Source organism: Foetidibacter luteolus, assembly GCF_009650435.1.
Taxonomy (GTDB): domain Bacteria; phylum Bacteroidota; class Bacteroidia; order Chitinophagales; family Chitinophagaceae; genus Foetidibacter; species Foetidibacter luteolus.
This window is the reverse complement of sequence record NZ_VVIP01000003.1, coordinates 203,657-222,504: the sequence shown is the minus strand read 5'-3', so window position 1 is coordinate 222,504 and position 18,848 is coordinate 203,657. Positions and strand designations below refer to the sequence as shown.

14 protein-coding genes are annotated in these 18,848 nt (G+C 46.0%); 8 read left to right on the top strand and 6 right to left on the bottom strand.

From position 1 onward, the window contains the following. The first annotated feature begins 325 nt into the window (after positions 1-325). A complete protein-coding gene (locus F0364_RS01010; RefSeq protein ID WP_153795877.1) occupies positions 326-2,149 on the top strand; it encodes a M61 family metallopeptidase in 1,824 nt (607 codons plus the stop codon). A gap of 154 nt (positions 2,150-2,303) precedes the next feature. Then, the gene (locus F0364_RS01005) at positions 2,304-2,768 is read left to right on the top strand and encodes a DoxX family protein (protein WP_207632449.1); all 465 of its coding nucleotides are present in this window, start codon (positions 2,304-2,306) and stop codon (positions 2,766-2,768) included. A gap of 19 nt (positions 2,769-2,787) precedes the next feature. Here F0364_RS01005 and F0364_RS01000 read toward each other — a convergent pair whose 3' ends face one another. The 3 genes from F0364_RS01000 to F0364_RS00990 form a co-directional block, all read right to left on the bottom strand. Then, positions 2,788-3,198: a hypothetical protein gene (locus F0364_RS01000; RefSeq protein ID WP_153795875.1), complete on the bottom strand. Its 411-nt coding sequence runs from the start codon at positions 3,196-3,198 to the stop codon at positions 2,788-2,790. A 98-nt stretch (positions 3,199-3,296) separates the two neighbouring features. Continuing rightward, the gene (locus F0364_RS00995; protein WP_153795874.1) at positions 3,297-4,823 is read right to left on the bottom strand and encodes a hypothetical protein; all 1,527 of its coding nucleotides are present in this window, start codon (positions 4,821-4,823) and stop codon (positions 3,297-3,299) included. A 418-nt stretch (positions 4,824-5,241) separates the two neighbouring features. Beyond that, on the bottom strand, positions 5,242-7,242 hold the full coding sequence (locus tag F0364_RS00990) for an LTA synthase family protein (protein WP_153795873.1): 2,001 nt from the start codon (positions 7,240-7,242) through the stop codon (positions 5,242-5,244). Between the two features lie 69 nt (positions 7,243-7,311). Here F0364_RS00990 and F0364_RS00985 point away from each other — a divergent pair, with 69 nt between their 5' ends. Further along, positions 7,312-7,935 (top strand): phosphatase PAP2 family protein, encoded by a 624-nt coding sequence (locus tag F0364_RS00985; protein ID WP_153795872.1) that lies wholly within the window; start codon positions 7,312-7,314, stop codon positions 7,933-7,935. Between the two features lie 185 nt (positions 7,936-8,120). On the opposite strand, the gene F0364_RS00980 is transcribed toward F0364_RS00985, so the two are convergent. From F0364_RS00980 to F0364_RS00970, 3 genes are all read right to left on the bottom strand, one after another. Next, a complete protein-coding gene (locus F0364_RS00980; RefSeq protein ID WP_153795871.1) occupies positions 8,121-8,681 on the bottom strand; it encodes an NADPH-dependent FMN reductase in 561 nt (186 codons plus the stop codon). A gap of 43 nt (positions 8,682-8,724) precedes the next feature. Then, entirely contained in the window at positions 8,725-9,099 is a 375-nt protein-coding gene (locus tag F0364_RS00975) for an RNA recognition motif domain-containing protein (protein ID WP_153795870.1), read from the bottom strand. A gap of 169 nt (positions 9,100-9,268) precedes the next feature. Further along, positions 9,269-9,553, bottom strand: a complete 285-nt coding sequence (locus tag F0364_RS00970; protein ID WP_153795869.1) for a hypothetical protein — start codon at positions 9,551-9,553, stop codon at positions 9,269-9,271. 757 nt (positions 9,554-10,310) lie between these two features. Here F0364_RS00970 and F0364_RS00965 point away from each other — a divergent pair. The 5 genes from F0364_RS00965 to F0364_RS00945 all read left to right on the top strand — a co-directional run bounded on the left by F0364_RS00965 (position 10,311) and on the right by F0364_RS00945 (position 18,596). Next, the gene (locus F0364_RS00965) at positions 10,311-10,724 is read left to right on the top strand and encodes a (R)-mandelonitrile lyase (protein WP_153795868.1); all 414 of its coding nucleotides are present in this window, start codon (positions 10,311-10,313) and stop codon (positions 10,722-10,724) included. A gap of 377 nt (positions 10,725-11,101) precedes the next feature. Beyond that, a complete protein-coding gene (locus tag F0364_RS00960) occupies positions 11,102-12,235 on the top strand; it encodes a hypothetical protein (RefSeq protein WP_153795867.1) in 1,134 nt (377 codons plus the stop codon). 75 nt (positions 12,236-12,310) lie between these two features. Then, the gene (gene dctA, locus F0364_RS00955) at positions 12,311-13,555 is read left to right on the top strand and encodes a C4-dicarboxylate transporter DctA (RefSeq protein ID WP_153795866.1); all 1,245 of its coding nucleotides are present in this window, start codon (positions 12,311-12,313) and stop codon (positions 13,553-13,555) included. Positions 13,556-13,784: 229 nt separating this feature from the next. Then, on the top strand, positions 13,785-14,873 hold the full coding sequence (locus tag F0364_RS00950; protein WP_235920978.1) for an efflux RND transporter periplasmic adaptor subunit: 1,089 nt from the start codon (positions 13,785-13,787) through the stop codon (positions 14,871-14,873). A gap of 648 nt (positions 14,874-15,521) precedes the next feature. Continuing rightward, positions 15,522-18,596, top strand: coding sequence for an efflux RND transporter permease subunit (locus F0364_RS00945; RefSeq protein WP_153795865.1), 3,075 nt, complete (start codon positions 15,522-15,524; stop codon positions 18,594-18,596). Positions 18,597-18,848 lie beyond the last annotated feature (252 nt).

The following is an 18,848-nucleotide window of genomic DNA, read 5'->3' as shown; positions in this document are numbered from 1 at the left end:
GGGGGAGAACTTCGTTCGCAACCTCGTTAAAGCAACTGAATGTTGCTTTAACGACTGTTGTGCTTCAATCCCTGGCGCGGGGTGCATCAGGTTGTTTTTAGCAGGCAGGTTTATCTAAGTACGGGCTACAGGTACCCGGTACTTTATGCAGGGCTCTCTTGTTCTGTAAGCAACCGCTCACATGCGGGCACATGCACGTACACCGCACTTCAAAGCATTTTTAAATGGTACATCCCACATTTGCCCTTTTACAAAAAAGGTACCTGGTACTTTGCGACCCGCTAATGCATTATGCTTTATTTTGCCCCTTTAATTACCTAAGTTGATGAAAAGCCTGACTGTTTACCTGCTAACCAACCTTATTGTTGGGTTTGTTACCGCTCAAAATATACGTTACGATATTTCGTTTCCCAATGCCGTGCACCATGAGGCAGAGATATCGCTTACCGTTAAAAATGCAAAGGCTGGCCCCGCTATTTTTCGTATGAGCCGTTCTTCTCCCGGCCGTTATGCCACCCATGAGTTTGGTAAAAATATTTACGCCCTCACCGCATGGGATAAAGCAGGTAAACAACTGGAAATAACCCGGACAGACGCGGATGTGTACGAAGTGGCCCGGCACAGCGGTTTTATTAAAGTGCGCTATACTTTGTTTGGTTACTACGCCGATGGCACTTATGCAAGTGTTGACGAAACGGGGGCACACCTGAATATGCCCGCTACACTTTTATGGATGAAAGGCATGGAAAAAGACAGTTCGCTGATTGAAGTTAATTTTAGCCTGCCGGAAAGTAAGAACTGGACCATCGCCACACAGCTAAAGCCTGCTGCCCGGCCTAACCTGTTTACCGCTCCCGGCATGCAATACCTTATGGACAGCCCGGTTAAAATCGGTAAACTGAAATACCAGCAATGGCAGTTACAAAACCCTGATGGCAAACCATACAGTATCCGGCTGGCACTTGATGCGGCAGCTACGGAAGAGCAGGCAAAAGATTTTGCCGTCAAGATAAAAAACATCACACGACAGGCGCAGGCGGTGTACGGCGAAACGCCGGTTTATGATTATGGCACTTATACCTTCCTCGTAAGCATTAACCCCTATGTGTATGGCGATGGCATGGAACACCGCAACAGCACCATGATAACCCTTCCGGAAGTTTTTAATGGCAGCAATGATGAACTGGAAGCTTTCTCCCACGAATTTTTCCATTGCTGGAATGTAGAACGCATCAGGCCCAAAAGCCTGGAGCCGTTTAATTTTGAAAAGAGCAATATGAGCAGCGAACTCTGGTTAGCGGAAGGCTTTACGCAATACTACGGAGACCTGCTGATGAAGCGTTGCGGTTACTACAGCAACGAAGCGTGGTTTGGCGCTGTAAGCCGTTACATTAACGCGAAAGAGGCCGTACCTGGCGGCAAAGAGTATTCGCCTGTTGATAACAGCCGCAATGCCGTATTTGTGGATGCCGGTGTGGCGGTTGACAAGACGAATTATCCTAATCATTTTTCTTCCTATTATCCCTATGGCGCTGCCATAGCGCTGGCACTGGACCTTACCCTGCGTGACAGTTTCAATAGCAGCCTGGATGATTTTATGCGGTTACTCTGGAAAAAACACGGCAAGCCGGAAAAACCTTACACCGTTGCAGACGTGCAAAAAGCGCTTACCGAATTAACCGGCAGTGCGGCTTTTGCCGCCGGCTTTTTCAACCGGTATATATACGGGCATGAATCTTTTGACTATGCTGCTGCATTGGCCAAAGCCGGGTTTGTTTTAAAAAATGTCAACGCCGGTAAAGCATGGCTGGGCAATGCAAAATTTACTGACGGGTTGAAGATAGCCGGCCCCACTGTAAAGAACACGCCATTGTATAACGGCGGACTGGACGTTGGTGATGAAATTATCAGCATAGAGGGCAAAAGCATTGCCACGCCTGATGAACTGAGTGCTGCCATTGCCGCCTACCAGCCAGGCAAAGAGATAACATTGAGTTACAAACACAACGGTGATACCAAAACCGTGAAGCTGGTATTAGGCCAATCGCCGTTTTTTTCCATTGCTACTTTTGAAAGCGAGGGCAAAGAGATAGACAGCAAGGTTGCCAACTTCAGGGAAAACTGGTGGGGCAACAAGATAAAAGAATAACAAGACAATTTAACCGGCAGGCAACCAAAAGCCTTTAATAGGCCGTACCTTTATAAACGCAGATAAGTTCTTTATTGCAGCGGGCTAACATCATATAACGGGATATAAAAAAAGCATGTGGGTTGAATTATTTTTTCATCACAAAACTTTTTTTATGGGTATTGCATCACGTCTCCGCCACACTTCTTCCTTAAACCAGCCATCCTGGCTGGTAGTGCTACGGGTTGCCTTAGGCGCTATGTTATTTATTAAAGGAATAGCTTTTATCAGTGACAGTTCCAGGCTGGAAGCCATACTGGCCAGCAGCAGGCTATCAAGTAGTTTCAACCCGGTTTTTGCAGACCTTATTGCATGGACACATCTTATTGGGGGCCTGTTTATTTTAACGGGGCTTCTAACAAGGCTTATGACGCTTGTTCAAATTCCTATTTTGGTAGGCGCTGTATTTTTCGTAAACCTGCCCAACCTTACGATTAACAGTTCTTCAGAGCTGGCACTGTCTATTATTATGCTGGTACTGTTGATTGTTTTTTTTGTAGAAGGCAGTGGCCGCTTTTCAGCGGATGAATACTTCAGGACATACTACAAGGCCGGAACGGAAAACAACCTGAAAATTTAATTACCCTGTTGCAGGATAATTATTTATTACCGCCGCGGTTGGGCTGTTGTACAATTATTTTATACCTACCGGCAGGCATGGGAGAATAAAAAGTTGAATCCGGCTTAACTACGGGCATATTATCCAGTGGAGATTCATAAACATCTAGCCCCTTGCCATTATTGTACCTGTAAACGGGTGTCAGGTATCGGCGTTGCCTGGCAGTAAAAGCGTTGGGCATTTCGTTTTTCTTATAGGCAGTATCCGGGTAGTAGGTTCTGTACAGCTCTTGCATTTTGCGTTTGTATGCCCGCATGGAGTCTGTTTGTGCACTGAACTGTTTGTTCTTTGCCGGTGGTGAGGGAAGAGGGTATAAGTAAATATTGTTGTGTTTCTGTGCAAAGGCATTAAGCGACAAGCCAGCCAGTAATAAGAACAAGCAGATTTTCATAGCAGTAAATTTCAGGTAAGATAATTAATCAACTGTTTTGCCGCAATTAAAAATGCCCGCTGCATTGAGCGGGCATTTAGTTGAACACGAAATAGCGGTTATTTTCTTATGGTTATTTGCTCAATAGTGTAAGCGAGTAAATCCCTGTTGTAATAGCCATAATATTGGTTATCCCCTAATGAAAACTGATTAGTGGCTTTTGTTTTTTTGTCGGCGTTATCCAGGTATTCTTTTATCTGTTCAGGTGCTGTAACTGTAGCTTTTCCGTTAGCGGTTTTCAATGTTTTTGGGTCCAGCACTAATTTAAAATAGGAGCTTTTGTAGAACCTCGCGGATGTTCTGACAAAACCCGGAGAACCCGGACGATAAACTAAAATTTGAACCGTCTTGGTTGGGCTTATTGGACTGAAATGGGAAACTCTTTCCCAATGACCAACTCCGGAGCCAGCACTAACCCCCAATGAATTCAAGTCAATCGGGTCATAAGTGCCTGCGGTTACCACATACTGCCCGGCTTTATTCTTACTAACACTCAACCCCTCTGTTCCCCTTGTCATCACACGCACAAACTTTTTCAAACTTTCATACTCCTTTCCGCGAATGTGCTTTCCCATTCTTTCCTCATATACAGGCGGAAAGGCAAACATGCCCAAATCGTCATTATCATTTATTTCATGCACTTTCAGCATGCTTCCGGCGGCTGCATCATAAACAGCAATCCTGATGTTCTTTTTATTTAGTACGAGGGCAAATACTTTACCATCTGCCAGGTAAGAGCTAACATAACTTTTTCCCTTTTCCTCCCCGGGAAAAAGGGGGTCGTGGTCTATAAAAAATTCTTTAGGGGATAAGGTACCAAGGTCAATATCAAACAAATGAGTAGGGTCATCGCCATCATTAACCAGGAAGGTTAAATGATCTTTTGAAGTGAATACTTTGGCACTCTTAACCGTAACATCCAACCCTGCTTCTTCCCTGTCTTTCACAAGTTTAAGGTCTTTCAGATATTCAGACAATTCGTTCTTCTTTCTGCCTTTTCCTTCAGGAATCTTAAATGGCACCGCTTTTCTAACGGGTTCCCCGGCGCCATCCATCATATAAATAATCAGCTCGTTTGTTTTATCGTTAACAGTAATCGTAAAATACCTGTTGTAATCGCTAAACGAAACAAGGCCTGTTTCTTCGCCCGGTATTTCAAACAGTAGTTTGTTAGTTACTGTTTTGCTGTTAAAATCCACCGTTTCAAGCTGGTAATAGATTTTGTCTTTGGCAAAAGTTCTCTTTTTTTCTACTTTATAAACATAGTTAAATACATTGTTTTGTGTTGTTCCGCCCAGGTAAGTTTCCCCGGAAAGTTCAAATACAGTCTTATCTATAGGAACCGTAAACTTTGAGGTTAATTTAAACCCCTTATCTACCAATACATAATCAGCTTTTTTATTGTCTTTAAGAATGAAGGCAAAATTTTCGCTGTTCTTTCCATCAAGGAAGTAAGCATCATAATCACTTTTCTCCAAAAAGCTTTTCTCGAATTCAAAATCGTAGCTAAAAACTCTTTTTTGTGCTTGAGATTGAACAAAGGATAATAGCAGCAGGGCGACAAAAACAGGTACAATAGTTTTCATAAAGATTTTGAGGTATTGGATTTTAGTGCAATAATACCAATGCAACACTACAGTAAAAGCAATGACCGTTTTTTTAATATACTATTAAAGTTGCCGGCCTGTTTAACCGGCACGAAGGGCTTTTACCTGTTTGCCAGCGCATAGAGTATTGCCTAAAAAAGCAGCCTGTTCCCCACCGGGTGAGGGATTGCAGCGGCTACCCCGCTGAAGCCTTCGCAGCCCGGGCGTGTGGCGGAGTAATAGCGGAAAGCCCGACCCCTTGCGCAGCTTGGGGGCACCCCCCAAGTGTGAAGTACGAAGTACTTACTTATGTTAGATGTTTGATGTGGGGTGTACGATATGAATAAAAAGTTAGATGTTTTAATGTGGGAGGTAAGATGTAAAGAAAATGTAAGGTGTTAGGTGTGGGATGTACGATCTACCTGGTTTTCTTATTATGGAACATCAGGTAACGGGAGGTTTCGTAAAACGCGTCTGTTATGCCGCGGTATTCTCTGCGAAGAGAATCTGTGAGTTCAACCTTTTCGTTGCTGTTAAGGCTGCTTATTTGCTCGGTGCCACCTTTTAGCAGGCCGTAATTATAGAAAAGATTGTTGCGGATAATGCCAATTTTACGTGCATCCACATCAAATATAAACACGCTGTTTTGGCGACCAGAGTCGGCAAGCACCTGCGGGTCGTGCAGCAGGTCGCGGCCAAGGGCGGTATTACGGTAAGGAATATTGCAGAGACCGGCAATGGTTGGCAGCACATCCAACTGAGAAGCGGGGTGGCTTATTACCGCCGGCTTAACAAATGCAGGCGCATATACCAGCAAGGGCACGTGCTGGGCTGTTAGCCCCTGTTCGGTAAACACATTGGGCAAAATGCCGCTGGCATCTCCCCTTATGCCATGATCGCCGATGAAAACAAAAATGGTGTTGCTGAAATATTTTTCTTTTTTAGCAGCTTCCATAAACTTCTCGAAACAGAAATCTGTATAGCGGAAAGCATTGAACTCCGGCAGGTTTTGGAAGCCGTATTTTTTAAGGGAGTCAAAGGGTACATCCAATGTTTTAAACTCCTGCCTGTCTTCTTCGGGAATGGTATAGGGGCGGTGGTTATCCGCGGTTTGTAAAACTGCGAAGAACGGCTTTTGCTGTTGCGCCAGTACCTTATTGGCGGATAACAGCATGTTTTTATCGCTCACTCCCCATACATCAATTTTTGGGGCATCATAATCTTCCTGCTCGTACAGGTGCAGCCCGGCAATATTGTTGGTAAGCAGGCCGCGTATATTGGCCCAGCTTGCACTGCCGCCTATAAAGTAAAACTTTTCGTAGCCATTAAAATCATTGATAATCGTATGCTGGTCAACCGCATTGGGGTTGCGGCTGGCAGTATTCAGCAACTCCACATCGGGCATGCCGGTAATGGTTGCCCATACGCCCCTGGCTGTACCGTAAGCCGGCGAAAAGCAGCGGTTGAACAAAATACCCTGCTCTGCAAGTTTGGTAAAATAGGGTGTTGTATTTAAGGGGTTACCGGCAACAGAGCTTTTATAGGCGCTGAACGACTCGCAAAGCACCAGCACCACATTGGGCTTAACAGCGCCAACACTGTCTTTTGTATTAAAAACCCGCTCAAAATTAAAACTGTTGATATCCGGCTTTTGCACCTGCAGGTACTGCGACATAAAAGGATAAGCCGTTTTTACCTTCTCCACATCGTAGCCGGAACGCTCAAACCCCAGTGTGCTAAAGAATGACTGGAAAGGGTTTAATGCCAGGTTGGCCGCATAGTCGTTACCCAAAGCATAGGCATCGCTCCAACGCAAAGGAAACTGCGCCGGCCTGCCGAAAATACCCAGGCCCAGCAACAGGAAAAACACCACCGACCAAATAATGCGTGCCCCCCTGGAAGGTGGCTTTGGCGTACTCAACACCCGGTTGTACGACATACGTACCAACGCCATTAACGCTATCACCACCACCACAAGCCCCAGCAATATCCAGCCCACATGGTAGGTTTGCCAAACCATGCCGGCAGATATTTTTGCATCGTACACATAATTTATAAGCACGGCCGTTAACCTTTGCGACAGGTAGGCATAATTGGCAAAATCTATAATGTAAAACAGTGAAAACCAGGTAATAAACACCCCCCATATCCAAAAGCTTATGCGTTTGCCCCATTTTTTGTCCAATGGGTGCAATGGCGGTATGCAGCCCAGCACAAAAAACACCAGCGATGCTACGCATACCACCCGCAGGTCAAACCGCACACCAAGTATAAAAGCATCAGCAAGGGTAGATTTTGCCAGCTCAGGTGCTTTAAATGCCAGCAAAATGCAAAACCGTAACAACGTCATCAATAACAAAAAAATAACTGCATTATAACCAATCCAGCGTATGTATCTTGGTAGCTTTAAATTTTTCATGCGGCTGCAAAATTAACGATTAAACAATGCCACGTTTTGCAGGCAACGCTTTAAACAGAAATTTATAGAATGACTTTATTGGCCGCCACTGGTTTACTGGAAGCACTGAAGCAATGGGATACCTGGCTCTTTTTGCAAATTAACGGCGAATGGACCACCCCGTTCCTGGACAGCGTTTTTCCCTGGTGGCGGGACCAGGACAGCTCGCTTCCCCTATACCTGTTCCTTTTATGCCTGGTGTTTATAAATTTTGGCTGGCGGGCATGGCCCTGGCTGCTTTGTGCGGTAGTGGCCGTAACACTTACCGATGTGGTGAGCAGCCACTGGCTAAAGGAATCCATTGGCCGTTTACGCCCCTGTAACGATCCTGTACTTTCGCCTTATGTGCGGCGTTTGCTGGGTGGTTGCCCGGGTAGCGGCAGCTTTACATCCAGCCATGCGGCCAACCATTTTGGGCAGGCAGCATTCTACTATTTTACACTAAAACCTTATATTAAAAAATGGGGATACCTGTTTTTTGTGTGGGCTGCCACCATCAGTTACGGGCAGGTGTATGTAGGCGTTCATTACCCGTTAGATATACTGGGCGGCGCTGCTTTGGGCATGTTTTTCGGCACAAGTATGGCGGGGCTTTTTAACCGCAGAATTGGTATGCCGCCACTAAAAAAGTTAACCGCAGAAACCGTAGTTTAATTATAGTATTCCATTCTGGGGGTGCCCCCAAGCTATCGCAAGGGGTCGGGCTTTCCGCTATTACTCCGGCACAAAAGCCTTGCTGCAACGGCCCTCACCGGGGTAACCGCTTCAATCCCTCACCCAAAGTGTAACAGGCCGCAGCTTTTGCAGCCAGGCTGTAGCTAAGGCAGCGCCCCTTTTTGTTACTTATTCCTTAACGTTTTTAAGGCAGTGCCCCAGGCTATTACCTGGTCCAGCATTGGCCCAACGGCTTTGGCTTTATTTTCAGCAGGCTTAAACACGCTGAAATTTTCAAAATCAGTAAACAGCGATAGCATTACCTGTGCCCGCACATCGGCAATCTGCAGCTCGGCCATAATACCGCGCAGGTGTTCAACGGCACGGGCGCCACCGGCGCTGCCATAGCTAACAAACCCGGCAGATTTGTTGTTCCACTCGGCATAAACATAATCAATGGCATTTTTCAAAGCGCCTGAAGTGCTGTGGTTATACTCAGGTGTTATAAAAACAAAAGCATCAAAGGAAGCTATCTTGGCGGCCCATGCTTTCGTGTGCTCGTTTGAATACTGGCCCATGGATGGGGGTATTGGCTCATCCAGCAGGGGAAGGTTATAGTCGCTTACATCAACCAGTTCAAAGGTTGAATCGTTGCGCTGTTGTGCAATATCCAACACCCATTTGGCAACGGCTTCCCCGTTACGGCCAGGGCGTGTGCTGCCCAATATAATTCCCGTGTGTATCATACAGTATTTTTAATCGTTAAATAAAGCAGGTATAAGCCTGGCGCTATTGCCCAAAGCTGCTGCGGTTAAGCGGCATGCGGGTACGCCTCCGTCTCAGGCCATCATCTTCACGGTTAGTATTAAACGATGGCTGTCGCTGTTGAAAAGGCCTCCTGTTTTCCTGGTGCTGCACCGGCTGCTTGTAAGGCTCCACTTTTAACTTAATGGTATGTTCACCAATTTGTTTGGCCTGCAGTTGCTGCATGGCTGTTTCTGCCTGTTCTGCAACCGGCATTTCAACCAGGCCGCGGCCCCGGCTTTTAAGGCTAAGCGGGTCAATATAAATTTTGGCGAAAGTAATCCTTCCAAAAGGCAGGAATAATTCTTCAAGGTCGGTTTCTGTAAAATCCTTGGGTAAACCGGTAACTGTGAATCTCATTGGTTAAGCTTTTTTTCAAAGATAAGGCTGCAAATAAAAATGTCCGCTTCTTACAAAAAAATTAGGTGGCCTGCCTTGCGTTTTATCGTTTGGTTATCAATACCACACCAAGGCACATTAAAAAACCCGCTTATTAAACGGGTTCCTACATCATTTTTACCAGCAGCAGTTACTCATCTTCACCAAAAATAATCCTGTTGATTTCATTTTCTACAATTACATAATCGTTGTGTTCGCCCGGCCAGTCTTTAAGCGGTATTATGCTAAACCCACGGTTCATAAGGGCAGGGCCAAAACGGGCTATAATGCGCAGCACTTCAATATTTCTCAACTCTGTTTCTCTTTGTTGTGCAACCTCAATGGTACCCGGTTCAATCCGGGCCATCTTTTCAAAATATTCTACCGTAATACCGCTTAGTTCAATAAACCTGGTAACTGATCTCAACGAATTCATAAAAGGGTTGTTTTGGGTTGTATTACTTTTTATGGGTTGCCGCACTTTACTTTTTCAATGTTCCATCTAATTGGCAACACTTATGCCAGAACATAATATACCTTCATTTTCAGTAAGTTATACATTTTAGCCTGAGCAAATCTTCCCATAGCAGGAAATATTATTTCAAAAATGGAAGGGCAGTAGTATAATTGCTTCGCTGCTGCAGAAGTCTGGCCTTTAGCCAGCCAACAGAAGGGTGGTGACGGCAAACTCCATCCTTGTAAACGCAAAACATGGATTGCCGCTACAGCCACTATACTACCGTGAGTACCTGTTGGGGGAAAATGCTGCTATTGCACCAGTTGCTGTTGTTACCAGGGATGTTCCGGCCAACACTATTGCTGGTGGCGCTCCTCTCAAATATATCACGAATGGTTCGGCTTAAGTTTACCGTATGTTTTGGGTGTCGTACATACCTGTATTGAATGACGCTATTTTACTTTTTTGTCCCCGTAACAAGTCCGGGACAGGCTTGACACAAAAAAGTAACAAAAAAAGTCAAGGAAGAAACGATATACAGCACGTTTCTTCCATTCGCCTTGATGAAGCTTTTGTGCTACTGTGATTTCAGCAGCAGAATTCCCTTCAGCAGGGCTTACTAAACTTCATGATGCAGTTAAAATGATCTTGCTTGATTTTTATTTGTACATAGCTGAATATCAGTATAAAAGATCCAAAACTCACGTTAAGTTTATTCCAGAATAAAAACCAGTATATGGAAATAACAAGAACAGGTTCAAGACCATCTGTTAAGGGGCCCGAAGATTGGTTTACAGGCGCCGTACGGATAGACCCGTTATTTGATGCAAATAACAGCAGGCGTGGCGTAGCAGCCAGTGTAACATTTGAGCCCGGCGCCAGAACCGCCTGGCATACGCATCCACTTGGCCAAACCCTGCTTATTACAGCAGGTTGCGGCTGGGTACAGCGCAGAGGTGGCCGTGTTGAAGAAGTGCACCCCGGCGATATAGTTTGGTTTGAACCTGATGAAATACACTGGCATGGCGCCACCTCTACAAATGCCATGACACATATTGCCATACAGGAAACCCTGAATGGAAAAGTTGTTGAATGGATGGAGAAAGTAACCAGCGAAGAATATAATAGCCAGCATAAAAGTGTAGAATGATTTTTTTTGAACTTGGCTGCATGGCTACTGTCTCAAATAGGTAGTTTGTTTCCAATCTTGCTGCTCCGCCACGCACGATTGCTCACCTGTACGCTTTGTTCTTTATTCGCCACCGTGCAAAAATCTTGGTTTAAAGCAAAGTACCGCCAACACAAAAAACAGGGTGCTGCACCTGCGGGTGAGGGATTGAAACGGTTACCCCGGTGAAGCCGTCGCCGCGCAGCTTTTGTGCCGGAGTAATAGTGGAAAGCCCGACCCCTTGCGATAGCTTGGGGGCACCCCATTATCATGGCTATCTCCACACTCCTAACCCCTATTGGCGCCTACTTAAAAAACATTCCTTATCTTACTATCCTGCAATGCTAAAAGCCCTTCCTATGCAACATCGCCTGCTGTTTGTTATTTTAATACTGCTGTTGTCATGCGGCACTTATAATCCTGTTCAGCGCAACTACACGTTTGAAGACAAACAGGTATTTGATTTAATTGAACGGCTGAAGAAAGACCCCGCGGATAAGGAGGCAGCCACCCAGCTACCCGTTGCTTACAAGCAGGCTGCGGATAAGCGCAAGTCGGTTACAGAATCCAAATATTACAACCTCTCGGGGGGAGACAGGTACATAGAGCTTTCCAAAGAGTTTACGGTGATGCAGCAAATGTATGAAGCCATTGTATCTACCCCGGCCGCCTATAAAGCCGTGCCGCAACCCTGGAACCCGTCAAACGCCATTCAAAACGCAAAAGAAAAAGCCGCCGCCGAATACTACAGCATGGGCATGAAATACCTTGACTACAATACCCGCCCTTATGCACAAAAAGCATACGATTATTTTGCGAAGGCCGATGAGGCTTACCCGGGCTATAAAGACGTGAACGAACTGATGAACGAAGCCCGCAACCTGGCCATATTAAAAGTGGTGGTTACCCCTGTAAATTATTACCGTAACAACTTTAGCTACTGGGGCTTTCAAAACGACTGGCTGCAGGACCAACTGGTGCGGGACCTTAACCAGCGCTCTTTTCGCGATGTAAAATTTTATACAGACTGGCAGGCCAATTCTCAAAAAATACAGCCCGATAAAATTGTAGACGTTAATTTCACCAATATCTACATCAGCCAGTTATTCAGCAACACCTACACCATTAACCGCAGCAAGCAAATACAAACAGGCAGCACCAAAAGCAACCCTCCACAGCCCATTTATACCACTGTAACCGCTACCGTATATGTTACCCGGCGCTACCTGCAAAGCAATACTAACCTGCAATGCCGCATTTACGATGTGCAGAGCAATGGCAACATGTTTTTTGATAATTTTCCCAACAACTACAACTGGCAGGAAGAAACAGCCCGTTACCGTGGCGATAGCCGGGCCCTTACACCGCAGGACTGGGCCATGATTAACAACAGCAACATAAACCCGCCCGGCAGAAGCATGATTGCAGACCGGCTGCTGCGCAATGCTTACAATATGCTTATTAACAGGATTAATGATAAGGTTAGGTTTTAAAGCCTGCTCCATGGTTACAACGGCAAGGGCAGCTTTCCATTTTTCCATCACAACTGCTTACCGTATTTTCAAGCAATGAAACTGCTCTTCAAAAGCCTCTACCTGCAGGTTATTATTGCCATTGTAACAGGCATTTTGCTTGGATACTTTTTCCCCAACATTGCGGTACAGCTAAAGCCCCTGGGCGATGGGTTTATCAAACTGGTGAAAATGCTGATAGGCCCTGTTATTTTCTGCACCATAGTAACCGGCATGGGCGAAATGCGTGACATGAAAAAGATGGGCCGGGTGGGTTTAAAATCCATTCTGTATTTTGAAGTGCTTACCACGCTGGCCTTAATTATAGGGCTTGTAGTGGTAAACATAGCCAGGCCTGGCGAGGGTATGCATATAAACCCCGCTACCCTGGATAGCAGTGCCATGCAGCAGTATGCAAAACCTGAAGCCCATACTACCATAGCGGAGTTTTTGCTCAATATTATACCTGACACCCTCATCAGTGCTTTTGTAAAGGGCGATTTGCTGCAGGTGTTACTGGTTTCTGTACTGTTTGGCTTTGCCGTTTCAAAACTGGGGGAAAAAGCAAGGCCTGTAGTAAGCGGCGTTAAATATTTTACCAACGTACTTTTTACCATAGTAAAAATAATTATGAAAGCCGCCCCTGTTGGCGCATTAGGGGCTATGAGTTTTACCATTGGCAAATACGGTATTAAGTCGCTCACCTCCCTGGGGGAGTTAATGCTCTGCTTTTACCTTACCTGCCTGCTGTTCATTTTTGTAGTGCTGGGCAGCGTATTAAAAGCTGTTGGCTTCAGCATATTTAAGTTACTGAAATTCATAAAGGAAGAATTGCTGATTGTACTCGGCACTTCCTCTTCAGAAAGTGCGTTGCCCGGCATTATGGAAAAGCTCAAAAAGGTTGGCTGCTCAGAGCCGGTGGTTGGGCTGGTGGTACCCGCCGGTTATTCTTTTAACCTGGATGGTACATCCATTTACCTTACCATGGCGGCGGTTTTTATTGCACAGGCTATAGATGTGCCATTGGCCCTGCCCCAACAGCTTACGTTACTGCTGGTGTTGCTGCTTACATCCAAAGGGGCTGCCGGCGTTACAGGCAGCGGCTTTATTACGCTGGCGGTTACACTGCCCGTGGTGGGGCATATACCCGCGGCGGCCGTTGCCTTAATACTGGGCATTGACCGTTTTATGAGCGAGGCCAGGGCCCTTACCAATATCATCGGCAATACAGTTGCCACTATAGTAATAGCCCGGTGGGAAAAAGAGCTGGATGCAGATACTGCCAAAAAGCTAATTGGCTAAATATTACGCCCAACAACCGGTACGCTGCCCATACGCAGCTTACGGCAAATAAACAACCGTAATTTTTACTGAAAAATTGTACCGTTAGCACAATGATTTGTTAAGTAAAAAAGCCCGCTTTAACCTCACCTTATTTTTTACCGCTTTCACCGCCTCAATATTTTAATAGTGAACAAACGGCGGTAAAACCCGTTATCTTTATCGCCACTCAGCAAAACCTTTAACTTGAATGTTCCAGTTGCACCGTTTAGGTAAACACTTGTTTTATATACCCCTTGTTTTAAGTACAGCCTGTGGAAGTAAAAAAGAGCCTTCGGCAAAACCAGGCAACCCGGGTGCAGGCGCAGCCAGGGGCCAGGCCGTTATTGTAGATGTAATTGTAGCCAAAGCAACAGGTATAGAAAACTTTATAGAAGCTAACGGAACGGTATTACCCAACGAATTTGCTGAACTGAGGCCGGAAATAAATGGCCGCATTACTTACCTTAATGTGCCGGAGGGCAGCTTTGTAGCACAGGGTGCTGTAATTGCCCGCATTAACGATGCCGACCTGCAGGCTAACCTGGGCCGCTCTAAAGCACAGCTTGACCTGGCCGCCCAAACCGAGCAGCGCCTTAAAAAGTTGCTGGACATTAACGGCGTAAACCAGGCAGATTATGATTTGGCTCTCAACAATTTAAATACCATCAAAGCAGATATTGAATTTACACAGGCGCAAATAGACAAGTCTGTAGTGCGTGCCCCGTTTAGCGGTGTAATTGGCCTTAAACAGGTTAGCCCGGGCGCCTTTGTTACACCCGCTAACATTATTGCTACCATACAGCAGGTTAGTAAGCTAAAGGTTGATTTTACGTTGCCCGAAGAATATGGGGCCATAGTAAAAAAAGGCGCTTATGTTGACGTAGAAGTAGATGCTGCCACCAAAGCCAAACGCAAAGCGCTTATTATAGCTTCTGAACCACAGGCTAACCAAACCACACGCAACCTGCGGGTACGTGCCCTGCTGGAAGGTGGTTCTGCCCGCCCCGGCGCCTTTGTAAAAGTGCTGGTAAATGCCGGCGCCGATAAAAAGGCCATTATGGTTCCTTCCAATTGTATTATTCCCGATGATAAAAACAAGCAACTTGTTCTGGTAAAAAACGGCAAGGCCCTGTTTGCCAATGTAAAAACGGGCGTACGCCTGGCCGAAACTGTAGAGGTTACCAGCGGTGTTAATCCCGGCGATTCAGTGGTGGTAACGGGCGTTTTGTTTGCAAGGCCCAATGCAGAGTTAAAGGTACGGAGCGTAAAGGCGTTGGATTCGCTTGCAAAGCAGTAGTTGCCCTTAACATTATTTGTTCTTTGCCATTGTATTTATGGGGTAGTATATGGGATAGTATTTTTTAAGGGCGCCTGCCGAAGGCACCGGGCTATCCGCTACAAGTCCTCACCACCTCCGCTAAGGCTACGGTGGTTGCGGGCTTTCCGCTTCTATCCCTGGCGCGGTGGTGTAACAGCGCAAGCAATCAATGCCAGGCCAAAGGGTAACAACAGGTAATATTCTCTGGTAACAAATTCTGGCTGGTGGCTACGGGTAAAATGATGACAAACCCGCAATGCTGCGGGATGATGTCATTAAGTTAAAAGAAAGACTTTGTTCTTTGCGCCGTAGGTGCTACATGTTTGTAGAAATAGCATACAACAAGGGAATTATGCCGCATAGCGGCTACCCTTAAGCCACGATTGGGTAGCCACTCCGTGGCATCCGTTCCTCTAAAATGATGTTGTTTCTACAAACAGGAAGCCCCGATGGGGCTTAACTTAATGACATTGTGCTGCGGGATGCAGGGTCTGTTGCTCAGTAAAGCGGTACAGTACAAGAGTGCGACGCAACGAAGTTCAACAGCGCTTCGTCTGCCGGGTACATAAAAAAAACATTACAGCGTAGCTGTAATCAGCACATTAGCAAATCAGCACATTACATTGCATGAACATTTCAGAACTATCACTCAAGCGGCCGGTATTGGCAACGGTAATGAACCTGGTTATTATACTGTTTGGCGTGGTAGGTTTTACCTTTTTGGCCGTACGGGATTACCCGGCTATTGACCCTCCTAATATTAGCGTAAACACTTCTTACGCCGGCGCTAACCCCGATATTATAGAAAGCCAGATTACCGAACCGCTGGAAAAACAAATCAACGGCATTCCAGGCATACGCACCATTACTTCTTCCAGCTCTATGGGCAACAGCTCCATTAACATAGAGTTTAACCTGGGTATTGACCTGGAAGCTGCTGCCAGTGATGTGCGTGACAAGGTAAGCCAGGCGGCACGCAGCCTGCCACAGGATATTGATGCACCACCCGTTATCAGCAAGGCCGATGCCAACAGCGATTTTATTATGATCATTGCTGTACAAAGCCGCACGATGGGTTTGATGGAACTGAGTGACTATGCGGAAAACGTATTGCAGCAGCAACTGCAAACCATTAACGAGGTTAGCTCAATAAACATATTTGGCCAAAAGCGCTACTCAATGCGCATTTGGCTTAACCCGCAAAAAATGAATGCTTACGGTGTTGCTTTTACCGATGTAAGAACAGCGCTTTCTACCGAAAATATTGAACTGCCGCCCGGCAAAATTTATGGCGATAATACAGAAATGACCATACGTACCCTGGGCCGCCTTACCAATGAGCAACAGTTTAGAGACCTGCTGATACGGGAAGACAGCACCGGCATAGTACGCCTGAACGATATAGCCACGGTAGAAATAGCGCCGGAATCGCTGGAACAAAGCTGGAAGTACAACGGGGTTAACGCGGTAGGCCTGGCCATAATACCACAGCCCGGCGCCAACAACATTAACATTGCCGATGAGATTTACAAAAGGCTGGATGAGATTAAGAAATCCAGCAAGGCAGATGTTGAAATGAACATCCTTATAGACAATACCAAAAACATCAGGCAGTCGCTGGAAGAAGTGGAAGAAACGCTCATCATTTCCTTTGTGCTGGTGGTACTGGTAATTTTCTTCTTTTTCCGCAACTGGCTTATAGCTATACGGCCGCTGATAGATATTCCTATTTCGCTGGTGGCTACCTTTTTCATCATGTACATTTCCGGCTTTTCCATCAACATACTTACCCTGCTGGGTATTGTATTGGCTACCGGCCTTGTGGTAGATGATGGCATAGTGGTAACGGAAAACATTTTCCGCAAACTGGAGGAAGGGTTGCCCATTCGCAAAGCGGCGCTGGATGGCAGTAAGGAAATATTCTTTGCAGTAATCTCTACCTCCATAACGCTGGCGGTGGTGTTTTTGCCCCTTATTTTTCTCGAAGGGTTTACGGGCAGGCTGTTCCGCGAGTTTGGCGTAACACTGGCAGCCGCCGTACTTATTTCCGCCTTTGTGTCGCTAACCATTACCCCGGTGCTTAATGTGTATTTAACCAGCAAAAAATCGGGCCACGGCTGGCTGTACAACAAAACAGAACCTTTTTTTGAGGGCATGGAAAATGGTTATAAACGCATACTTACGGGCTTCATGAAAATAAAATGGGTGGCATGGGTTATAGTATTGATTTGCTTTGGCGCCATCTTCTTTATCGGTGCGCAATTAAAAAGTGAAATTGCCCCGCTGGAAGACCGCAGCAGTATACGGTTAACTATGACAAGCGCAGAAGGTACCAGTTTTAATTATATGTCTGCTATTACAGACAGTGTGGCCAATTACCTGTACGATTCAGTGCCGGAACGTGATTTTGTGTTTGCCCGTGTTGGTGGTGGGGGCGGTTTTGGCTCTTCTAATTCTTCGCAACCCAGGGTGGCGTTGGTAGAGCCTAAATACCGCAGCCGCAGCCAGACAGAAATAGCCAACGATCTGCAGCGTAAAGTATCCCGTTTTAACGATGCAAGAATTTTTGCCGTGCAGGAGCAAACCATTGCCGTGGGCCAGGGTTCAAGGGGCGGGTTGCCCGTGCAGTTTATTTTGCAAAACCAGGATTTAGCCAAGCTAAAAGATATCATACCCAAATTCCTGGATGAGGCCCGCAAAAACAAAACCTTTGCCAATGTGGATGTTAACCTGAAGTTTAATAAACCGGAATTGCAGGTAACGGTTGACAGGATGAAGGTAAAAGACCTGGGGCTTTCCACATCAGATGTGGTGGCTGCCATGCAAAGCGCCTTCAGTGGTGGCAGGCTGGCCTATTTTACTATGAACGGGTTTCAATACCAGGTGATAGCCCAGGTGGAAAGAACTGATAGGGAAAAACCACTGGACATAGAAAAACTATATGTACGCAATAACCGCGGCGAAAGCATTCCGCTGGATGCGGTGGTGCACCTGGAAGAAAGCAGCAGCCCTTCTACGCTGTTTCATTTTAACAGGTATAAATCGGCCACAATTTCAGCTTCGCTGGCCGAAGGCTATACTATCGGCGATGGCATAAAAGCCATGGAAAGCATTGGCAATGGTTTGCTGGATGAATCCTTTCAAACCACGCTCACCGGCCCGTCAAGAGATTATTCAGAAAGTTCTTCTAATATCATCTTTGCACTTGGGCTTGCATTGGTGTTAATATACCTGGTATTGGCTGCCCAATTCGAGAGTTTTACAGATCCTTTCGGTATTATTTTAACAGTACCGCTTGCATTTGCAGGAGCCCTTTTAAGCTTGTGGATATTCGGGCAAACACTCAATATTTTTTCGGAGATAGGCATGATAATGCTGATAGGGCTGGTAACCAAGAACGGCATTTTAATAGTGGAATTCGCCAATCAGAAACGGGAATTTGGCCTGCCCAAATTGCAGGCGGTCATCGAGGCATCTACGCAGCGTTTACGCCCCATTTTAATGACCAGCCTGGCCACATCGCTGGGGGCGTTGCCCATCGCGTTAAGCCTGGGAGCAGCCTCTACCAGCCGTGTTCCGCTGGGTATTGTTATTGTTGGCGGTATTATGTTTTCGCTGATACTTACGCTGCTGGTAATACCGGCAGTGTACATGTTTATATCAGGCAAACACAAAGGGCATAAAACAGAAATTACAGAGTAGCGGGGTGTTGGCAACAAAGGCAAAAAAATTTGGAGCCCGGCTTACGGTTTTTCATGGCATCGCCTGTTGCGTCGCACTCTTGTACGTTCTGAAAACTATTCATTCTTTTCCCTCTCCTTTAGGAGAAGGTGCCCAAAGGGCGGATGAGGTGCTATGCAGCTTTGTTCACAGGGTGGCTTTGTTTCTGCCGCCCCTGGCGCCAGCCTGGCGGATTTACATATTATTTTCAGGCTTTTAAATAAGTCCGGATAT